Below are 15,363 nucleotides of genomic sequence, written 5' to 3'. Positions count from 1 at the left end.
TCCCGAAAGAGAGGCATCCATGCGATTCAAACGACCCCAGGTGCGGTACTCGGACACGCCCGAGCCCGTCACCCCGTACCAGGCCGCCGGGCAGGTCTGGGACCAGCGCATCGGCTCGGCCCGCGTGCAGGCGAAGAACTGGCGGTTGATGGCCTTCGGCTGTTTATCTTTGGCGCTGTTGATGGCCGGCGGACTGGTCTGGCGCTCGGCGCAGTCCATCGTGACGCCCTACGTCATCGAGGTGGACCAGGCGGGGCAGGTGCGCGCCGTGGGCGAGGCGGCCACGCCCTACAAGCCCAGCGACGCGCAGATCGCCTTCCACTTGGCGCGCTTCGTCACGGACGTGCGTTCTCTCTCGATCGATCCCATCGTCGTGCGGCAGAACTGGCTCGAGGCCTACGACTACACCACGGACAAGGGCGCGGCGACGCTCAACGACTACGCGCGCGCGGCCGACCCGTTTTCGCGCATCGGGCAGCACTCGGTCACGGTGGCCGTCAACAGCGTGGTGCGCGCCAGCGATGCCTCGTTCCAGGTGCGCTGGACCGAGAGGCGCTACGTGAACGGCGAGGCGGCCGGGCTAGAGCGCTGGACCGCGGTGCTGTCCATCGTGCTGCAGGCGCCGCGCAGCGAGGAGCGTCTGCGCAAGAACCCATTGGGCATCTACGTCAACGGCCTGTCGTGGAGCCGGGAACTCGAAACCTCCGAAGGAGTGAAGAAGCCATGAAAACACAAAGCCGTATTTGCGTCTTGCCGTTGCTCCTGCTGGCTGCGTTGCTCGCGGGCTGCGCGACCCGGGGCAAGCCGCCACCGATGATCTCGCTCGACGAGCCGAAGCAGGAGAGGGCGGCGCAGTTGCTGCCGGAGGCGCCCACACCCGTGGAGGCCGTCGCCGTGCCGCAGCCGCTGGCCTTGCCCGGGCAACTGAAACCGGTGGGGCGCGAGGCCGATGCGAAACCAGTGCCCGAGCCTGCCGACGAGAAGCTGCGTGTGTCGCGGGCCAACGAGGAGGCGCGCATCGCGCCGACGCGCGAGGGCTATGTCAATGCGATCCAGGTCTGGCCCTATGCCGATGGCGCGCTGTACCAGGTCTATGCGAGCCCGGGGCGCGTCACGGTGATCGCGCTGCAGCCTGGCGAGGAACTGGTGACGGTCTCGGCCGGTGACACGGTGCGCTGGATCGTGGGGGACACGGCCAGCGGATCGGGCGCGGACCTGCGCGTGAACGTCCTCGTGAAGCCCACGCGGGTGGGGTTGAAGACCAATCTCGTCATCACGACGAACCGCCGGACCTATCTGCTGGAGATGTCCTCGACGCCGCAGGCCTGGATGGCGTCAGTGTCCTGGGACTACCCCAAGGACCGGATGCTGGCGCTGCAGAAGCAGGCCCGCGAGGCGCAGGCCGGCGCGCCGGTGGAAACGGGCATGACGCTGGAGCAGATCCGCTTCCGCTACGCGGTCAGTGGCGATTCCCCGCCCTGGAAGCCGCTGCGCGCCTTCGACGACGGGGAGAAGGTCTACATCCAGTTCCCGGGCGGCATCGCGCAGGGCGAGCTGCCGCCGCTGTTCGTGATCGGGCCGCAGGGTGATGGGCAATTGGTGAACTACCGGTTCCGCGCGCCGTACTACGTGGTGGACCGCCTCTTCGGCGCGGCCGAGCTGCGGCTGGGCGGGGACAAGGCCCAGGTGGTGCGCATCGAGCGCACGGATGGCGTGAGCGCGGCGCGGAGGAACTGAGCATGGGCGCGACCGACATCCCAGAAGGTGCTGCTCCGCCTGCGCCGAAGGCCGATCCGCAGGCCATGGCCTTGCGCGCTGCACCACGGCCCGTCACGCGGCTGAACCGCCGCATGCTGGCGGTGCTGGTGGGCGGGATCAGTGCCGCGGTGCTGGGGGCCACGCTGTGGTCATTGAGTCCGAGCCGGCGGGACCGCAATGCCGGCACCGAGCTGTTCAACGTAGACCGTATCGCGCGGGCCGAGGACCTGGAGCGGTTGCCGAAGGACTATGCGGGGCTGGCGCCGGTGCCGAAGGCGGCCCCGCCGGTGCTGGGCGAGCCGCTGCCCGGCGACCTGGGGCCGGCCATCGTGAAGTCGCAGCAGCCGATGGAGATGCGCCCGCCGGGCGGCGGCGTCGATCCGGAACAGGCCGAGCGGCTGGCGGCCGAGGACGCGGCGCGGTCGCCGGTGTTTTTTAGGCGCAGCGGCAACAGCGGTGGGGGCCGGACGGCGGTAGTCGCTGCGGCACCAGCCGGGGCGTCCGCGTTGGCTGCGGGGAACGTGGGTTTCAATCCGATGGGGGTGGCATCGCCGCAGTCGGCCCCGGCCGATCCGACCGCGGTCCAGAACCGGCAGGATGCGAAGGAGGCGTTTCTGGCGAAGGCGGGGGACGGCGCGACGCGCAATCCGGGCAGCCTGCAGTTGCCGGCTTCGCCGTACCAGGTCATGGCCGGGACCATCATTCCGGCGGCGCTGCTGACGGGGATCAACTCGGACCTGCCGGGGCAGGTGATCGCCAACGTGACCGAGGCGGTCTACGACACGGCCACAGGCAGGCACCTCTTGATCCCGCAGGGCTCGCGGCTGATCGGGCGCTATGACAGCCAGGTGGCGTTCGGGCAGAGGCGGGTGCTGCTGGTGTGGACGCGGCTGATTCTGCCGGACACCTCGTCGGTGGCGCTGGACCGGCTGCCGGGGATCGATCCGGCTGGGTATGCGGGGCTGGAGGATGGTGTCGATTGGCATTGGGATCGCATACTGGCAGGAGCGGCGCTGTCGACGCTGCTGGGCGTGGGCGCCGAGCTGGCGGCGCCCGAGAGCCGCACCGATGGGAACCGCATCGTGATCGCTACACGGGAAGGCGTGCAGGATGCGGTGAACCAGGTCGGGCAGGAGATCACCAAGCGCAACATGAGCGTGCAGCCGACGCTGACGATCCGGCCGGGGTTTCCGATGCGGGTGATGGTGAACAAGGATCTGGTGTTGCGACCGTATCAGCCGCTGTTTTTTGTGCGCGGGAGTTTGCAATGAACAAAGCCAAACTTCGGTTGGGCCCGTTGCCGAAAACGGAAGTGGTCAAGCTAACGATCTCAGTGTCAGCTGAGCTGAAAACGACGCTGGATCGGTACGCGGACCTGCACAGCCGGGAATATGGTCAGATCGTCGATGCGGCTGTGCTGATCCCTCACATGCTGCACGCGTTCATGGCGCGCGACCGGGAGTTCAGAAAGGGAGTGGCCCATGCGTCGTCGGATATTCAGCGCGGCGGCGGTGGTCAATTGCTGTCTTCGAAAGCTGCGCACGGGGGTTGATGCAGCTACGGCAATGTGTGGCGCTTCAACCGCCGATGGCGCTGAGCAACCGCATGCTTTCCGCAGCCAGGTAGAGCTCATCCTCTTTGGTCACAAACCTAGCGTGCATAGTTGCAAGGCGAATGGGGTATAGCCGTTGGAAAGACTCCCGCACGCTTTCTTGCCGCTTGAATCGGCCTTGGAAGACCTCTCTCCAGTGATCTTTGCGGCAGATGATCGCTTCATAGTCGGTGAAGTCGGCGACCTCAATGAACGTGCTGAGGACGATACCTGAGTTCTCCGCCCGGGATTTCTTGTTCTCCCAAGATTCCAGCATTTGCGGCGTCAGCCGCTTCTTCGGCCAGTCGGCGCCGTACTGTGCGGTCATGGCTACGTCGATGAACTGGCGGAGTCTTCGCTCTAACCTCTGCAGGTAGTTGTGACACTTATTGGTTCGTCGGAATGCCATCTCCTCAATTGCATCCGTTGCATGGAACGTCTCCGGCCACTCGATCACTTCCTGCGAGTCGGTGTCCAGCCCGACGAGCACCAGGCTCTCTCGGAAGGCTTCTTCAGGAAAGTCAGTCAGCGCGGAGTTGAATCCGCGCTCCACGTAGAACTCGGTTCGCGCAACCGGGTCCTCGAATATCACCTGCGGGAACGCGATGCGGTCACGCCAGTCACCGAGATCGGCTCGAAGTGCGGTCGTCAGCGCGCTATCAAAGCCCTGGATGGATCGCAACGCCGAGCCCAAACCTTGCAGCTCCGTGAGCGCCGTCACCGAGCGGGCCGCATCCATCTCCCGCATCCAAGGACGCGTGATGGACGCGACAAGATCTTGTTGGTAGGCCATGCCACCCAGTTGTTTCCGCGCATAGGCGGCCACGGTACCCCCGTCTAGCTGCATGTCGGCCAGGAACCGGCTTGCCTCCATGGCTGAAGGCAGGCGAAAACTTGTTTCGCACTGCTTCGCGATATCGCGATAGTGGTCCAGGTGCTTGGCGAATTCCTGAGCTGCCAGGAATTCGGTGCTGATCTTTGCAGTCAGGCTCTCCTGCCGCATGGCGGCTTCGATCGTGGCCTGCACGCCGACATCCCTCTGGAGTAGCCGCTGAATGTCTCCGTATGGATTCAGGACTTTCTCTATTTCCTCCGCGCGCTTGAGTTCCATGGCAGCGATTGATGCGCTAAACGAGTTCTCCCGCAGGAAACGCTGAGCCTGTGCGGTGGCACTGTTCTCAGCCAGCAAAGCCTTGGCCTGCTCTGCCGCGGTGGACAAACCCGTCGCGCCACGCAGCACCTCGATCGCTTGGCGCGAAATATCAAGCGTCCGCGCCTGCTGCAGGGCGTCGAGGTTGAATCTCGGCATCTTGGGCTCAGTCAAATTTGTACTCCTTCAGCGTTGGCAGGCCGGCGGAAGCGCTCGATGTACCAAGTGGGAAGAGGGTGCCTGTAGAGCCGGGCGGAAATGGCAATCAATTCATCATGGCCAAGCTGCATGCACTTGAAGTCGGCTGCAGGCGCTGCTCCATTCGGTAGGTGCATAGAGGCTGATGCCTCTTCGGCGCATGAGGATTTCAACTCGCTCAGGGCCCTGGATATTCCCAGTCGCTGTACCGGCTGCTCGTCGGCCGCGAGCACTTCCAATTCGACTTTGGGAAACCACCGTTCGAGTGTGACATCACGAATCAGGGGATGTAGTTCAGAACGCAGCATTGCCAGGACTTTCTCATCGTCGATCATGGATGTGATGGTTGCAAGCATGGGCACGAGCGAACTGGTCTGGAAGAAGGGCCCCACATCGTGGCTGTCTGCATGAGCCGCGATGGCATCTTCAAGCAGGTCCGTGTCCACGGGGACGTAGCGCTTCGATTCGACAGCGATACGCATCCGCCCGGCAATATCCGTCACCAAGGTCGAAACACCAGCCCAGTCTTCCTCCGACATCAGTGCAGTCAGCACCAGAGATACGTCGATGGCCTGGCCATCCATCGCGGGCAATCGACAACCGGGATGCGCGTTCAGCAATTCGATCAGCAGCCGCCGGATACTGGAGCGAAGCTCAGAGGTTTCGTCAGACTTTGGTGTCAATAGAAGGAAAAGTCCGAGTCGCCCCAGTTCCTCGAGCAGCAGCCTGCTGTACAGGACCCATTCGTGTCGGTAGCTCAGTACCATCCGGGGATCCAGCAGCTGAGGCGCGACCTTGTCGAAATAGCGATGCAGCGCGCTCCAGAGCAGGATCTTCACAACGCCGAACCGCTCTCTGAAAGTCTTGTCCTCGACAAATCCGTGCTTGATCGCTTCGGCCCAAAGCCGAAGCGCCAGGTATTCGCCACCATTGACACTGGGTTTCAGATTGCCTTCGGTTTCCGCCCAGGCTGCAAACACGCTCCATCCCACGACAGCCGTGGCGCAGCGCTTCAGGAAGCGCCGCTTTCGCGCTGCCGGACTCGCCGATTGCGGTGGAGCGGTGTCCGTCACGGCGCTGTCCACGAACTGTACGAAACGCCTGATCGATGCATCGCTGTCGTCGAGCGTGGCGATGGCGCTGCGCAGATGGTCTCTGCCAGCCTTCAGGAGCAATGACTCATCAAACAGATGCTGTTCGATCAGCGGCGCCAGTTGATCGCTGCCCCAAAGTTCCAGGGAGCAGCCCGGTGTCGCGGCCACTTCCTCGGTGAGGGCAGAGAAACCCGACTGCGCTTCTTGCTTCAAGATACCGTTGGTGAGCAGAACCAGGCGCTTTCTGACATTGCGAAGCGATTGTGGCAACCGGGTTCGCACATAGTCGGTGCAGGCCTCTCGAACGGAAGGCTGGATGGCCTGTTTGCCGGAGTAGAGGTCCTCGCGCCCGACGTTGCCGAATTTGATGATGAACAGAAAGGCTTCTTTGTCGGCTCCGCGGACAGGAAAGCTTGACAGGACATCGACTCCGCCCTGCGCTACGCCGATTTGCGGACGGCTATGCACGGAGTGGCCCATCGCCACCAGCAACTCGGGCAGCAACGCGTCCAGCTCATCGCGCTCGCGCAGGGACTCCAGGTAGTGGGAGAGCACAAGCCGCATGCTCACGATGCCGTACCTCCCCATAGTCGATTGCGTCGCAACGCACCGGTGAGTGGTTCCAGTCGCTCCGAAAGAGGAAGCTCGACTGATACGCCATGCGACTGCATGGAGAGAACCTGCTCGAAGGTCTGACCTTGCGCTGTGATCTCGACCACCGCATCTCGCGAATACTTGAAATGCGACTGCTTCACGAATGCCCGCAGTACCGAGTGTTGTTCGGCATGGCGATGGATTTCGCGTTGTTCCCGCAGTTTCAAGCCTTGCAAGGCAATTCGTTCCTCGCGTGACAGAGCGAACTCTTTCAGACGGGGTGCTTGTTCCAGCGCGTCCGCCTGTTGTTTCAGCATCGATGCAGCCTCTGCCAGGACCGGGAGAGCAGTCTTCAGCTCCCCGTTTGCACCATCCAGCAAGCGTTGAGTCGTATATGGGTATTCCTGCATATGGTGCTGCAGCAATTTCAGTGCATCAGCCTGTGCCGCTTCGTCGGGTAAGCCGAGCAAGGCGAGCACCCATCCCAACGATACGGGAGGGGTCGCCCCCAAGGCACATAGTCTGAAACCGGCCAGCACAGCATTGGATGGATTCAGCGTTGATAGGTCGAAGCGGATTGCAACGTCTGCGGAGAGGTAGTTGACGCTGAGTTCGTGCACCAGTCGCTTGGCTGCCGCGATATCGGTGTTCGTGGTCAGCCACCTGCCCAAAGCCCAAACGGACAAGCTTGGCGACTGAATGATGGCAGACATACAGTCGCCCAGTTCATGCGCCTGTTGCTCGGCGTCCAGAGCGGCAACCTCATCCAGCAAGCCCGTGATGTCCGCAGCGTCTGCGCCTGCTCGGGTCAATCGACTGTAGAGACGACGGGGTTGGGTAGGCATTGATGTGGCTTCTTCGGATAGGTCTCTTCGTTTTTTTTGCATGTTTGCTGCACAGTAAATTTGACCGTGTTCTGAACAGCTAGAACGGTGCATCGTCGGCGAAGTCTGCAGTCGTTTGGGAGGAAGTCGTTGACTTGGCCCTGGCCTCGAGAGATTTGATGAAGCGCACCGAGCTGGCCACATGGTTGAAGATGAGCAGGCTTTCCTCATAGTTGAGGATCGGGTTGTCGTGCGCCAGGCTCTTGTTGTTGCGCACATCGTTGAAGGCTTCCAGCACGGAGATGCTGGACTTCAGGATGCGTTCCGTCATCAGCGATTCGAGCAGCCCGGCGTCGCGCAAGCGCTTCACGTACTCGCCGAAGATGCTGTGCAGCGCCTTGTCGCGATTGATCTCGACACCGCGATGCGCGCACACGGTGCGCAGGTACTTGATGACGAAGGTGTGCAGGCGATCCAGGGCGGCTTCAGGTTGGTTTTTTTCAATCGCTTCGCGCACATGTTGCGCCACGGTCTCGAAATCGCGCTCGTCGGCGGTGGCCGTGAGGGCATCCAGTTCGGCCACCGGCGTGTCCCGCAGCATGCGTTCACCGAGGTTCCAGCAGTCCATGGTCAAGTCCGTCAATCCGGGCTCGTCGGGCAGGCAGTCTTCAGCCTGCCCATACAGGATCAGCGCCTGGATGACTTTGCCGACCAGGTGATTGCCTTCGACCGTCCAGAATCCGCGCAGCCGGTTGGCCTTGGAGGTTCCGCGTTCGCGGTAGACCGCAGCATCGATATCGCGGCGAGTGTGCTCTTCAAAGAACTCGCTGAAAGTCCGGTCCGAGAAATTGAGCACATAACCGCTGCCCATGCGGAACAGCCGCTCCAGCTTGCGCCGTTCAATGGAAGAGATGGCGGCCATGGTATGTCCGCTGTACATCGACGGCGTCTAGGATGACCGATCGGCCACGCCTCATGCCGCATTCGCCTTCTCTTGAATCGCGCGACATTGATGGAGGAGGGCGTCGAAGGATTCGACCTCATCCAAGAACAGGCCATCATCGACCATGTGCCGGTAGTCGTCTGCCAACTTCACCAAGGCGTCATCGTCGGGAACCAGGCGCAGGCCGCCCGAAGTGGCGACGTGATAGTCGATCAGCGGTCCCTCCGGACTTTTCTCGGCGAAGAATACGCTCTTGTGATCTGCCACAGCCTTCGCGAGCGCCTTGTCCGCGATCGCCGCGTCGGCGAAGCCAGCGGCGTCCAACCGAGTCACGTCGTGCCAGTGTCGAGCGAATCGTTCTCCACCTCGAAAGGCGCCTTGTGCGCAGAAAACGTGAACTGCCGTGGCCTTCTCCCAGAAGGTTCGCTCGGCACGCATCACTTGTGGCGTCACTTCTGGGAACTCCACCCCTGACAAATGCGTGGCGGCATCGCAGCGAACGAGGCGCGATTCCGACGGCTCGCCGGTGGATCGAGCGCCGAATTCAAGCATGACCGCCGACGGGACATACCCCGTTCCCGAGGTCAGGGCTGCGTAGTCGATAAACACTTTGTCGCCTTCGACCCGAACCGTGGCCGGTAGACCTTGCTCCTCAAGGTCATGATGGAGCCGCGGGCCAACTTCGGCTGCCACCCAGTCGGCCAGGCGGGTGCGGATCTCTTTGCTCCACTTCTTTTCCTGGCTCTTGCTGGCTGGGAGCGGCGTACCCGCATCGCCGATCAGATCAGCAGCGATGGCGCGGATGTCGTAAGTGAGGTCCACGTCTTCGGAGAAGCGCTGAATGACGCCGTAGGCCTTGGACAGGGATGTTCCGCCCTTGAAGACGATATGCGGCGCATAGGGCGCGGCGAAAAGGTGCCGCAGGGACCACACCACCCAGACGTCTTTTTCCAGAAGGTGGGGAGGACGCCCGGACGCGTTGGCGGCCTGGACAAGGGCCTCCAGGCGTTCGCCGGCAGAGAGCTCGAAGAACTCAGCCATGCGGCACCAGCGCACTGACCTCCTGGGCCATCCACGTCGGAAGTCGCGCACGTGCCGACGCCACTTCCTTCAACTCGGCCGGTGGTAGCTTGGCGCGCAGCGCACGCAGCGCTTCGCTGGCCTTCTCAGGCCCCAGCCATGCCAGCGCCCGCACCACATCACCGGCGGCGCGGCCTGGAAAGATCAACTGCCACACCGGCGCATGCCGCAATTCCACGGTCTGAGCCCCGAGCTTCAGGCGGCGGCTGGGGCCTGACGTCAGGTAGACCGCCCGCATCGGTACCTGCGTGGTGAGACCCAGCGCGTTGGCGGCCGATGCACCGTGCGACACGATGGTTTCCCCGCGCTGGCTGGCCAGCCCCTCGACCATCTTGGCTGTCGAGGGCGCACGGGAGCCGAAGCGGCTCTCGACCGGCAGGACATAGATGCCGCGGCCCGCGCGCAGCAGGGCGCCGCGCTGCACGAGGCGGGACAGGACTTGGTCCACGGCCGCCCGGTTCCCCAGATGCAACAGCTCCTTCGCAACCAAGGGTGAGCCCTCCGGCAACCCGGCGGCGTGCTCTAAAACTTGTTTGGCGAGGGTCTGCATGGCGATAACTTTAGGGATGGTAGAAGTATGATGGAATTTCTGACACTTTTCAAGTCAGCTATCGGCCAGCGATGGGAGCATCGGGGTGCGCACTACGCCGCCCCCAGCGACTGATCTCGCAATCCATGGTTGTGCGTCCACGGTGCCGCTTGCGGAGATGCCAAAGGCTTGGTAAGATATTCTTACCGGCCGTAATGGCTTACATGGAGATCCAAATGGATGCTGCTCTGATTCAGGCGACGCTGGTGGAAGTCCTGCAGAACATACAAGCGACGAGTGAACTTGAGTGCCCACCACTTGGTGGTGCGACGAAGCCCATCGAGGAACTGCCGAAGTTCGACAGCAAGATTTGGCCCGTAGCCATTGGCATGTTGGGTGCGAAGCTCGGGATCACCATCGACAATGACGTGAACATCTTCCGGCAGGATGATTCCTGCGTCGCGCTGACGATCGACGAGATCGTGGCAAAGGTCGTCGCGCTCGCAGAAGCGCAAGTCGTGGCTGAACCTAAGCAAGCGAACGGGCAATGACGGACAACCCGGACACCCAGCGTTCGGCGATCGCCGAACGACTGCGAGAGGCCAGAAAGGCCGCAGGCCTGTCTCAGGGCCAGGTGGCCAAGCTGCTGCAGATGCATCGCCCGACGATTTCGGAGATCGAGGCCGGCAATCGCCGTGTTTCAGCAGAAGAACTCGTGAAATTTGCGGAGACCTACGATGTCACCGTTTCGTGGCTGCTTGGCGAAACAGCCGAACAGCTCGAAATGAATGACCCGCGACTTCAGCTTGCCGCGCGCGAATTGAGCAAGCTGAAGCCCGACGACCTGGATCGACTGCTGCGGCTGCTGGCGTCGATGCGCAGTTCGGATGCCGAAGAGGGAGGAGAGAGCAAATGAGTGCTCAGCTCTCGAACACGTCGGCCGCGGGGCGAAAAGCCCTGGTGATGCAAGGCATGCAGGCGTCGATCACGGCGCGCGTGAAGGCGGGCGTGGATCTCAAGAGTCCCACTTGCATCTATGGTCTGTGCGAGGCGCACAACGTCGCGGTGCGCTTCAACGATATCAATATGGAGGGCATGTACGACCGGACGCCGAAGCCGCGCATCCATGTCTCTGTCCTCAGGCCTTTGGCGAGACGAACTTTCACATGCGCGCATGAACTGGGACATCACGTTTTCGGGCACGGCTCGACAATCGACGAGTTGCGGGAAGATCAGGCCAATAGCGCCGACCGCCCTCCGAACGAGATCCTGGCTGACGCTTTCGCGGCCTTCGTCCTGATGCCAACGCTTGGCCTGCGGGAAGCTTTTGCGAAGCGCGGCCTGGACCCGAACCGCGCAACAGCCCTCGATATGTACGCCATTGCCTGCAACTTCGGGGTAGGGCAGGCGACTCTTGTGAATCACCTCGCCTACGGCATCAACATGATCAACCAGGTGCAGCGTGATCGCCTCGGGCGGATCACGCCAAAGATGATCCGCACGGAACTGCTGGGGGAGGTCGTTTCCACGCCGCTCACGGTAGCGGATCAGCACTGGAATTCGCCGACGCTCGACATTGAACAGGATGCACTTCTGCTCCTTCCATCGGGTGTGGTTGTGGACGCCTCAATGCTCGTGCCAGAACGGGAGCTAGCTGCCGGACGACTTTTTCGCGCTGCAAAGTGCGGCATCACGCGAGTAGCAATACCCGGCACCCCGTGGGCAACCTATGTCCGTATCGCCCGGCGCCAGTACGTTGGTCTGGCTCGATTCCGTCATCTTGAGGAGACTGCAGATGAGTAAGCTTCCCCATTCGATCGGCCCGCTCCTCGTCGACGAACCTGATATTTCGCGAGCCTGGGCCAAGGCCGTGCTCCACGTCGTCGATCACGCGGGTCCCGAGATATCGCCCCTGATCTTGAGCGTGACTGGCTTCGATGAACGGGGTGCAATTCCGGAAACGCCGGCCATCCGCGAGGCGCTCGATACGCTGCTTTTGGCCAAACGCATGCGCAGCGTGGACGATGTGGCGTTCACGATCTTTCCGCAGCGCTTGTGGCAGGTGGCCCAGGGCGATCGCACCGCGCTGTTTCGGTACTACAAGGATGCATTTCCTCGCTACCAAGCGATGAATCCGCGGGACAACCGCCGCGGTCTCTATTTCGAGCGAATGACCGGGTTCGGGCGCGGCCCTTGCGATGGCAACCAGCTCGAATGGATCCTTTCCCAGTTCGAAGGACGGGAGGGCGTGCGGAGATCGATGTTTCAGGCGAGCGTATTTGATCCAGCCCGAGACCACGTAGCTGACGCTCAGCTTCAGTTTCCCTGTCTTCAGCACGTCAGCTTCGAACCGACCAAGCAGGGACTCGTCATCAACGCCTTCTACGCAACGCAGCAGTTGTTCGTGAAGGCATATGGCAACTACCTTGGCATTGCCCAACTAGGCGCCTTCATGGCCCATGAAATGAAAACCAAGCTTTTGAGAATGAATGTCGTTGTCGGCGTCGCGAAGTTCGAGCGCATCTCCAAGTCTGATCTGGACCTACAACCGCTGATCGCTGCGGCTCGTGCGAGTTTTCCTCTGAAGCATCAGGAGGCTGACACTGGCGATGTGCTCGCGACAGACGTAGAGATTGCAGCGTGAGGGTTGGAGCCAGCAAGAGCTGTGTGCCTTCGGAGAATGACCCCGTGGCCGCTCCAGCACCGACCGGGGGGGCGTCGCACCTGCTGCCGATCAAGGTCACGCCGGTGTTTGATAGCTACTGGCGGTTCGCAGTGGAGCGGCAGAACGTGTTCTGCCAGAGGCTGAAGGGCGAGCCCGCGCCGTGGACCGGTGATCCGGTGATCTCCGTTCACAAGTTTACGAACGCGTATCGCGCTTCGGATCGCGTCAGCCAGTATCTGATCAGGCATGTGATCTACCGCAATGATCTTCCACAGTCGACGTCCGAAGTGCTCTTCCGTACGTTGCTGTTCAAGTTGTTCAACAAGATCGAGACCTGGAAGTTGCTTGAACACACTTTTGGTGAGATTACCTTCAAGAACTACAAGTTCGAGCACTACGACAAGGTTCTGAGTCAGGCGATGAGGGCAGGGGGGCGAATCTATTCGGCCGCCTACATCATGCCGCCTGGGGGCTCTGCCTTCGGGCATACGGCCAAGCATCAGAACCATTTGCGCCTACTGGAACGCATGATGGCCGACGACCTTGGGGGGCAGTTGGCGCAATTGAAGAAGATGCAGACCGCGTTCGAATTGCTCAGAAGCTACCCAACGATCGGGGACTTTCTGGCATACCAGTTCGTGACGGACATCAACTACAGCGAAGTCACCGACTTCTCGGAAATGGATTTCGTCATACCAGGCCCTGGTGCGCGCGACGGCCTCAGGAAGTGTTTCAGCGACAGTGCGGGCCTCAATGAGGCAGAGCTGATCCGATTGATGGCTGACAACCAAGAGCGCGAGTTTGAGCGGCTCGGCATCAAGTTTCAATCCCTGTGGGGACGCAGGCTGCAGTTGATCGATTGCCAAAACCTCTTTTGCGAGGTTGACAAGTACGCGCGGGTGGCCCATCCGGACGTGGTCGGCATCTCGGGGCGGACACGCATCAAGCAGAAGTTTTCTCCCACCGGACCGTTGGACCTGCCTTGGTATCCACCCAAATGGGGTATCAATTCGAAGATCGAGGCAGACCTTTTGGGCCGTGCCAGCCTTAAACAGGGTGAGAAGTCTGCGAACAGGTCAATTGCTCAGTCAACCTTGGACTTAGGAAGCTCGTAATGAACTTGAACACCTACCAGCAAGAAGCACAGAAGACCGATCGCGTTCCTTCGCGACAGAAAAGTGGCGATGCAGGAACCGATCTCGTGGTTCCCTTGCTCGGGCTGGCAGGTGAGACGGGCGAACTGCTCAGCGAGTACAAGAAGCACCTTCGAGACGGTGATTCCCATCTCCTGTTCAAGGAGCGCGTGTCGGAAGAATTGGGCGATCTGCTCTGGTACATCGCAAACGTCGCCGCGAAATTCGATCTCAAACTGAGCGATGTCGCGCAAGCAAATCTGAAGAAGACCCGGGACCGTTGGGGGCCGCAGGATACAGGGGCGCTCGCTTTCGATGCCGAGTTCGACGAGAACGAGCGGTTGCCTCGACGTTTCGAAGTTGAACTCAGCGAGGTCATCGTCAAGGGGCGAACGAAGATTCGGATGCGCGTCAACGGCAAGAAGATCGGTGACGACTTGACCGACAACGCCGATGACCCGGATGGCTATCGATTTCACGACGTCTTCCATCTGGGCTACGTCGCGGTACTCGGCTGGTCGCCTGTTATTCGGAAACTTCTGAAAAGGAAGCGCAAGAGCGATCCCCAAGTAGACGAGGTGCAGGACGGCGGTAGAGCCCAGGTTCTGGATGAGGGTGTTGCGGCGCTGGTTTTCGACTACGCGGAGGAGCATCGATGGCTCGAAGGTGTCACCGACTTGGACTACAAGTTGCTGCGCACGGTCAAAGGCGTGACATCGCTCCTCGAAGTGCGTGAGCGGTCGCTAGGGAACGTCTGATCAAGTCCACGGATGGCCGATCTGAACGTTGATCACGCATGCTGAAGGATCGCCAACGATGAGCCAGATCAGTTTTTCGGATGCCGAGTACGCTGGCAAGAGGAAGAAGACGCGCCGGGAGATTTTCCTTGCCGAGATGGAACTGGTGGTGCCCTGGAGGGCGCTGCTCAAAGTCATCGAACCGCACTACCCGGTGGCAGGTCGCGGACGCCGGCCCTATCCACTCGAAGCGATGCTTCGTGTGCACTTGATGCAAAACTGGTTCGCGCTGAGCGACCCTGCGATGGAGGAGGCCCTGTACGAGATCGCCTCGCTGCGCACGTTCGCCGGACTCGGTCTGGAGTCGATTCCCGACGAGACGACGATCCTGAACTTCCGCCACCTGCTGGAGGCCAGCGACCTGGCCGAGGACATCTTCAAGCAGGTCAACGCCCACCTGGCCAGGAAGGGGTTGCTTCTGAAGAGAGGCTCCATCGTGGACGCCACGATCATCGCGGCGCCCAGTTCGACCAAGAACGAGAGCGGCGAACGAGACCCTGAGATGCACCAGACGAAGAAGGGTAACCAGTGGCACTTCGGGATGAAGGCGCACATCGGTGTGGACGCGGATTCGGGGCTGGTGCACACGGTGACGACCACGGCCGCCAACGAGGCGGACGTGGAGCAGGTAAGCGATCTGCTGCACGGCAAAGAAAACGCGGTGTGGGCAGACTCGGGCTATCGCGGAGCACAGGGCCGGGTGCAGCAGGATGTGCAATGGCACATTGCGGGGCGCCCCAGCGACATGGCAAAGATGCCAGAGGGCCGGGCCAAGGCCAGAGCGCGCAAGCAGGAATTCCAGAAGGCCAGCATCCGGGCGAAGGTGGAGCACCCGTTCCGCGTGATCAAGCGCCAGTTCGGCCTAGCGAAGGTGCGGTTCAAGGGACTGGCCAAGAACACGGCGCATGTGATCACGCTGTTTGCGCTGTCGAACCTGTGGATGGCCAGAAGGAAACTGATTGCGATGATGGGGCAGGTGCGCCCGCAGGCAGCGTGAATGCGCCACA

At 61.5% G+C, this 15,363-nt stretch carries 17 protein-coding genes; 11 read left to right on the top strand and 6 right to left on the bottom strand.

Going from position 1 to position 15,363, the window contains the following annotated elements; genetic code table 11:
- Positions 1-19 precede the first annotated feature (19 nt).
- Genes trbF through AC1DFC_RS09355 form a run of 4 tightly spaced genes read left to right on the top strand, consistent with a single transcriptional unit; the run spans position 20 to position 3,310 of the window.
- Positions 20-727, top strand: coding sequence for a conjugal transfer protein TrbF (gene trbF / locus AC1DFC_RS09370; protein WP_478179063.1), 708 nt, complete (start codon positions 20-22; stop codon positions 725-727).
- On the top strand, positions 724-1,737 hold the full coding sequence (gene trbG, locus AC1DFC_RS09365) for a P-type conjugative transfer protein TrbG (RefSeq protein WP_478179062.1): 1,014 nt from the start codon (positions 724-726) through the stop codon (positions 1,735-1,737). The genes trbF and trbG overlap by 4 nt, the downstream gene beginning before the upstream one ends.
- Positions 1,738-1,739: 2 nt before the next feature.
- A complete protein-coding gene (locus AC1DFC_RS09360; protein ID WP_478179061.1) occupies positions 1,740-3,029 on the top strand; it encodes a TraB/TrbI/VirB10 family type IV secretion system protein in 1,290 nt (429 codons plus the stop codon).
- Positions 3,026-3,310 (top strand): DUF2274 domain-containing protein, encoded by a 285-nt coding sequence (locus AC1DFC_RS09355; RefSeq protein WP_478179060.1) that lies wholly within the window; start codon positions 3,026-3,028, stop codon positions 3,308-3,310. The genes AC1DFC_RS09360 and AC1DFC_RS09355 overlap by 4 nt, the downstream gene beginning before the upstream one ends.
- Positions 3,311-3,335: 25 nt before the next feature.
- On the opposite strand, the gene AC1DFC_RS09350 is transcribed toward AC1DFC_RS09355, so the two are convergent.
- The 6 genes from AC1DFC_RS09350 to AC1DFC_RS09325 form a co-directional block, all read right to left on the bottom strand.
- Positions 3,336-4,673: a Swt1 family HEPN domain-containing protein gene (locus tag AC1DFC_RS09350; RefSeq protein ID WP_478179059.1), complete on the bottom strand. Its 1,338-nt coding sequence runs from the start codon at positions 4,671-4,673 to the stop codon at positions 3,336-3,338.
- Positions 4,670-6,361 carry a hypothetical protein gene (locus AC1DFC_RS09345; RefSeq protein WP_478179058.1) on the bottom strand — a complete coding sequence of 564 codons (1,692 nt, stop codon included), beginning with the start codon at positions 6,359-6,361 and terminating at the stop codon, positions 4,670-4,672. Before AC1DFC_RS09345 ends, AC1DFC_RS09350 begins: the two co-directional genes overlap by 4 nt.
- Positions 6,358-7,230: a hypothetical protein gene (locus AC1DFC_RS09340; protein WP_478179057.1), complete on the bottom strand. Its 873-nt coding sequence runs from the start codon at positions 7,228-7,230 to the stop codon at positions 6,358-6,360. The genes AC1DFC_RS09345 and AC1DFC_RS09340 overlap by 4 nt, the downstream gene beginning before the upstream one ends.
- A gap of 79 nt (positions 7,231-7,309) precedes the next feature.
- Positions 7,310-8,131 (bottom strand): abortive infection family protein, encoded by an 822-nt coding sequence (locus AC1DFC_RS09335; RefSeq protein ID WP_478179056.1) that lies wholly within the window; start codon positions 8,129-8,131, stop codon positions 7,310-7,312.
- Between the two features lie 51 nt (positions 8,132-8,182).
- A complete protein-coding gene (locus tag AC1DFC_RS09330; RefSeq protein WP_478179055.1) occupies positions 8,183-9,193 on the bottom strand; it encodes a nucleotidyl transferase AbiEii/AbiGii toxin family protein in 1,011 nt (336 codons plus the stop codon).
- Positions 9,186-9,782, bottom strand: coding sequence for a DUF6088 family protein (locus AC1DFC_RS09325; RefSeq protein ID WP_478179054.1), 597 nt, complete (start codon positions 9,780-9,782; stop codon positions 9,186-9,188). The genes AC1DFC_RS09330 and AC1DFC_RS09325 overlap by 8 nt, the downstream gene beginning before the upstream one ends.
- Before the next feature lie 215 nt (positions 9,783-9,997).
- Between AC1DFC_RS09325 and AC1DFC_RS09320 the strand changes: the two genes are divergently transcribed.
- From AC1DFC_RS09320 to AC1DFC_RS09290, 7 genes are read left to right on the top strand one after another with little or no spacing between them, the layout of a single operon-like run.
- Positions 9,998-10,312: a hypothetical protein gene (locus AC1DFC_RS09320; protein ID WP_478179053.1), complete on the top strand. Its 315-nt coding sequence runs from the start codon at positions 9,998-10,000 to the stop codon at positions 10,310-10,312.
- A complete protein-coding gene (locus tag AC1DFC_RS09315) occupies positions 10,309-10,677 on the top strand; it encodes a helix-turn-helix domain-containing protein (RefSeq protein ID WP_478179052.1) in 369 nt (122 codons plus the stop codon). The genes AC1DFC_RS09320 and AC1DFC_RS09315 overlap by 4 nt, the downstream gene beginning before the upstream one ends.
- Complete coding sequence (locus AC1DFC_RS09310; protein WP_478179051.1) at positions 10,674-11,564, top strand: ImmA/IrrE family metallo-endopeptidase; 891 nt, start codon at positions 10,674-10,676, stop codon at positions 11,562-11,564. Before AC1DFC_RS09315 ends, AC1DFC_RS09310 begins: the two co-directional genes overlap by 4 nt.
- Complete coding sequence (locus tag AC1DFC_RS09305; protein ID WP_478179050.1) at positions 11,557-12,405, top strand: thymidylate synthase; 849 nt, start codon at positions 11,557-11,559, stop codon at positions 12,403-12,405. Before AC1DFC_RS09310 ends, AC1DFC_RS09305 begins: the two co-directional genes overlap by 8 nt.
- A gap of 44 nt (positions 12,406-12,449) precedes the next feature.
- Positions 12,450-13,541 carry a nucleotide kinase domain-containing protein gene (locus AC1DFC_RS09300; RefSeq protein WP_478179049.1) on the top strand — a complete coding sequence of 364 codons (1,092 nt, stop codon included), beginning with the start codon at positions 12,450-12,452 and terminating at the stop codon, positions 13,539-13,541.
- Complete coding sequence (locus AC1DFC_RS09295; RefSeq protein WP_478179048.1) at positions 13,541-14,317, top strand: MazG nucleotide pyrophosphohydrolase domain-containing protein; 777 nt, start codon at positions 13,541-13,543, stop codon at positions 14,315-14,317. Before AC1DFC_RS09300 ends, AC1DFC_RS09295 begins: the two co-directional genes overlap by 1 nt.
- 58 nt (positions 14,318-14,375) lie before the next feature.
- Positions 14,376-15,353 (top strand): IS5 family transposase, encoded by a 978-nt coding sequence (locus AC1DFC_RS09290; RefSeq protein WP_478179047.1) that lies wholly within the window; start codon positions 14,376-14,378, stop codon positions 15,351-15,353.
- Positions 15,354-15,363: the final 10 nt, after the last annotated feature.

It is taken from the genome of Variovorax sp. 10L421, from assembly GCF_056395365.1.
Note: the sequence above shows the minus strand (reverse complement) of the source record. Positions and strands in the feature narration are given on the sequence as shown.

Bases quoted from the DNA above. Each gene is read 5' to 3' on its own strand.
- AC1DFC_RS09340 (WP_478179057.1), bottom strand. From the start codon at position 7,230: ATGCCTACCCAACCCCGTCGTCTCTACAGTCGATTGACCCGAGCAGGC.
- AC1DFC_RS09325 (WP_478179054.1), bottom strand. From the start codon at position 9,782: ATGCAGACCCTCGCCAAACAAGTTTTAGAGCACGCCGCCGGGTTGCCG.
- trbF (WP_478179063.1), top strand. From the start codon at position 20: ATGCGATTCAAACGACCCCAGGTGCGGTACTCGGACACGCCCGAGCCC.
- AC1DFC_RS09320 (WP_478179053.1), top strand. From the start codon at position 9,998: ATGGATGCTGCTCTGATTCAGGCGACGCTGGTGGAAGTCCTGCAGAAC.
- AC1DFC_RS09335 (WP_478179056.1), bottom strand. From the start codon at position 8,131: ATGGCCGCCATCTCTTCCATTGAACGGCGCAAGCTGGAGCGGCTGTTC.
- AC1DFC_RS09360 (WP_478179061.1), top strand. From the start codon at position 1,740: ATGGGCGCGACCGACATCCCAGAAGGTGCTGCTCCGCCTGCGCCGAAG.
- AC1DFC_RS09305 (WP_478179050.1), top strand. From the start codon at position 11,557: ATGAGTAAGCTTCCCCATTCGATCGGCCCGCTCCTCGTCGACGAACCT.
- AC1DFC_RS09315 (WP_478179052.1), top strand. From the start codon at position 10,309: ATGACGGACAACCCGGACACCCAGCGTTCGGCGATCGCCGAACGACTG.
- AC1DFC_RS09310 (WP_478179051.1), top strand. From the start codon at position 10,674: ATGAGTGCTCAGCTCTCGAACACGTCGGCCGCGGGGCGAAAAGCCCTG.
- AC1DFC_RS09355 (WP_478179060.1), top strand. From the start codon at position 3,026: ATGAACAAAGCCAAACTTCGGTTGGGCCCGTTGCCGAAAACGGAAGTG.
- AC1DFC_RS09295 (WP_478179048.1), top strand. From the start codon at position 13,541: ATGAACTTGAACACCTACCAGCAAGAAGCACAGAAGACCGATCGCGTT.
- AC1DFC_RS09330 (WP_478179055.1), bottom strand. From the start codon at position 9,193: ATGGCTGAGTTCTTCGAGCTCTCTGCCGGCGAACGCCTGGAGGCCCTT.
- AC1DFC_RS09290 (WP_478179047.1), top strand. From the start codon at position 14,376: ATGAGCCAGATCAGTTTTTCGGATGCCGAGTACGCTGGCAAGAGGAAG.
- trbG (WP_478179062.1), top strand. From the start codon at position 724: ATGAAAACACAAAGCCGTATTTGCGTCTTGCCGTTGCTCCTGCTGGCT.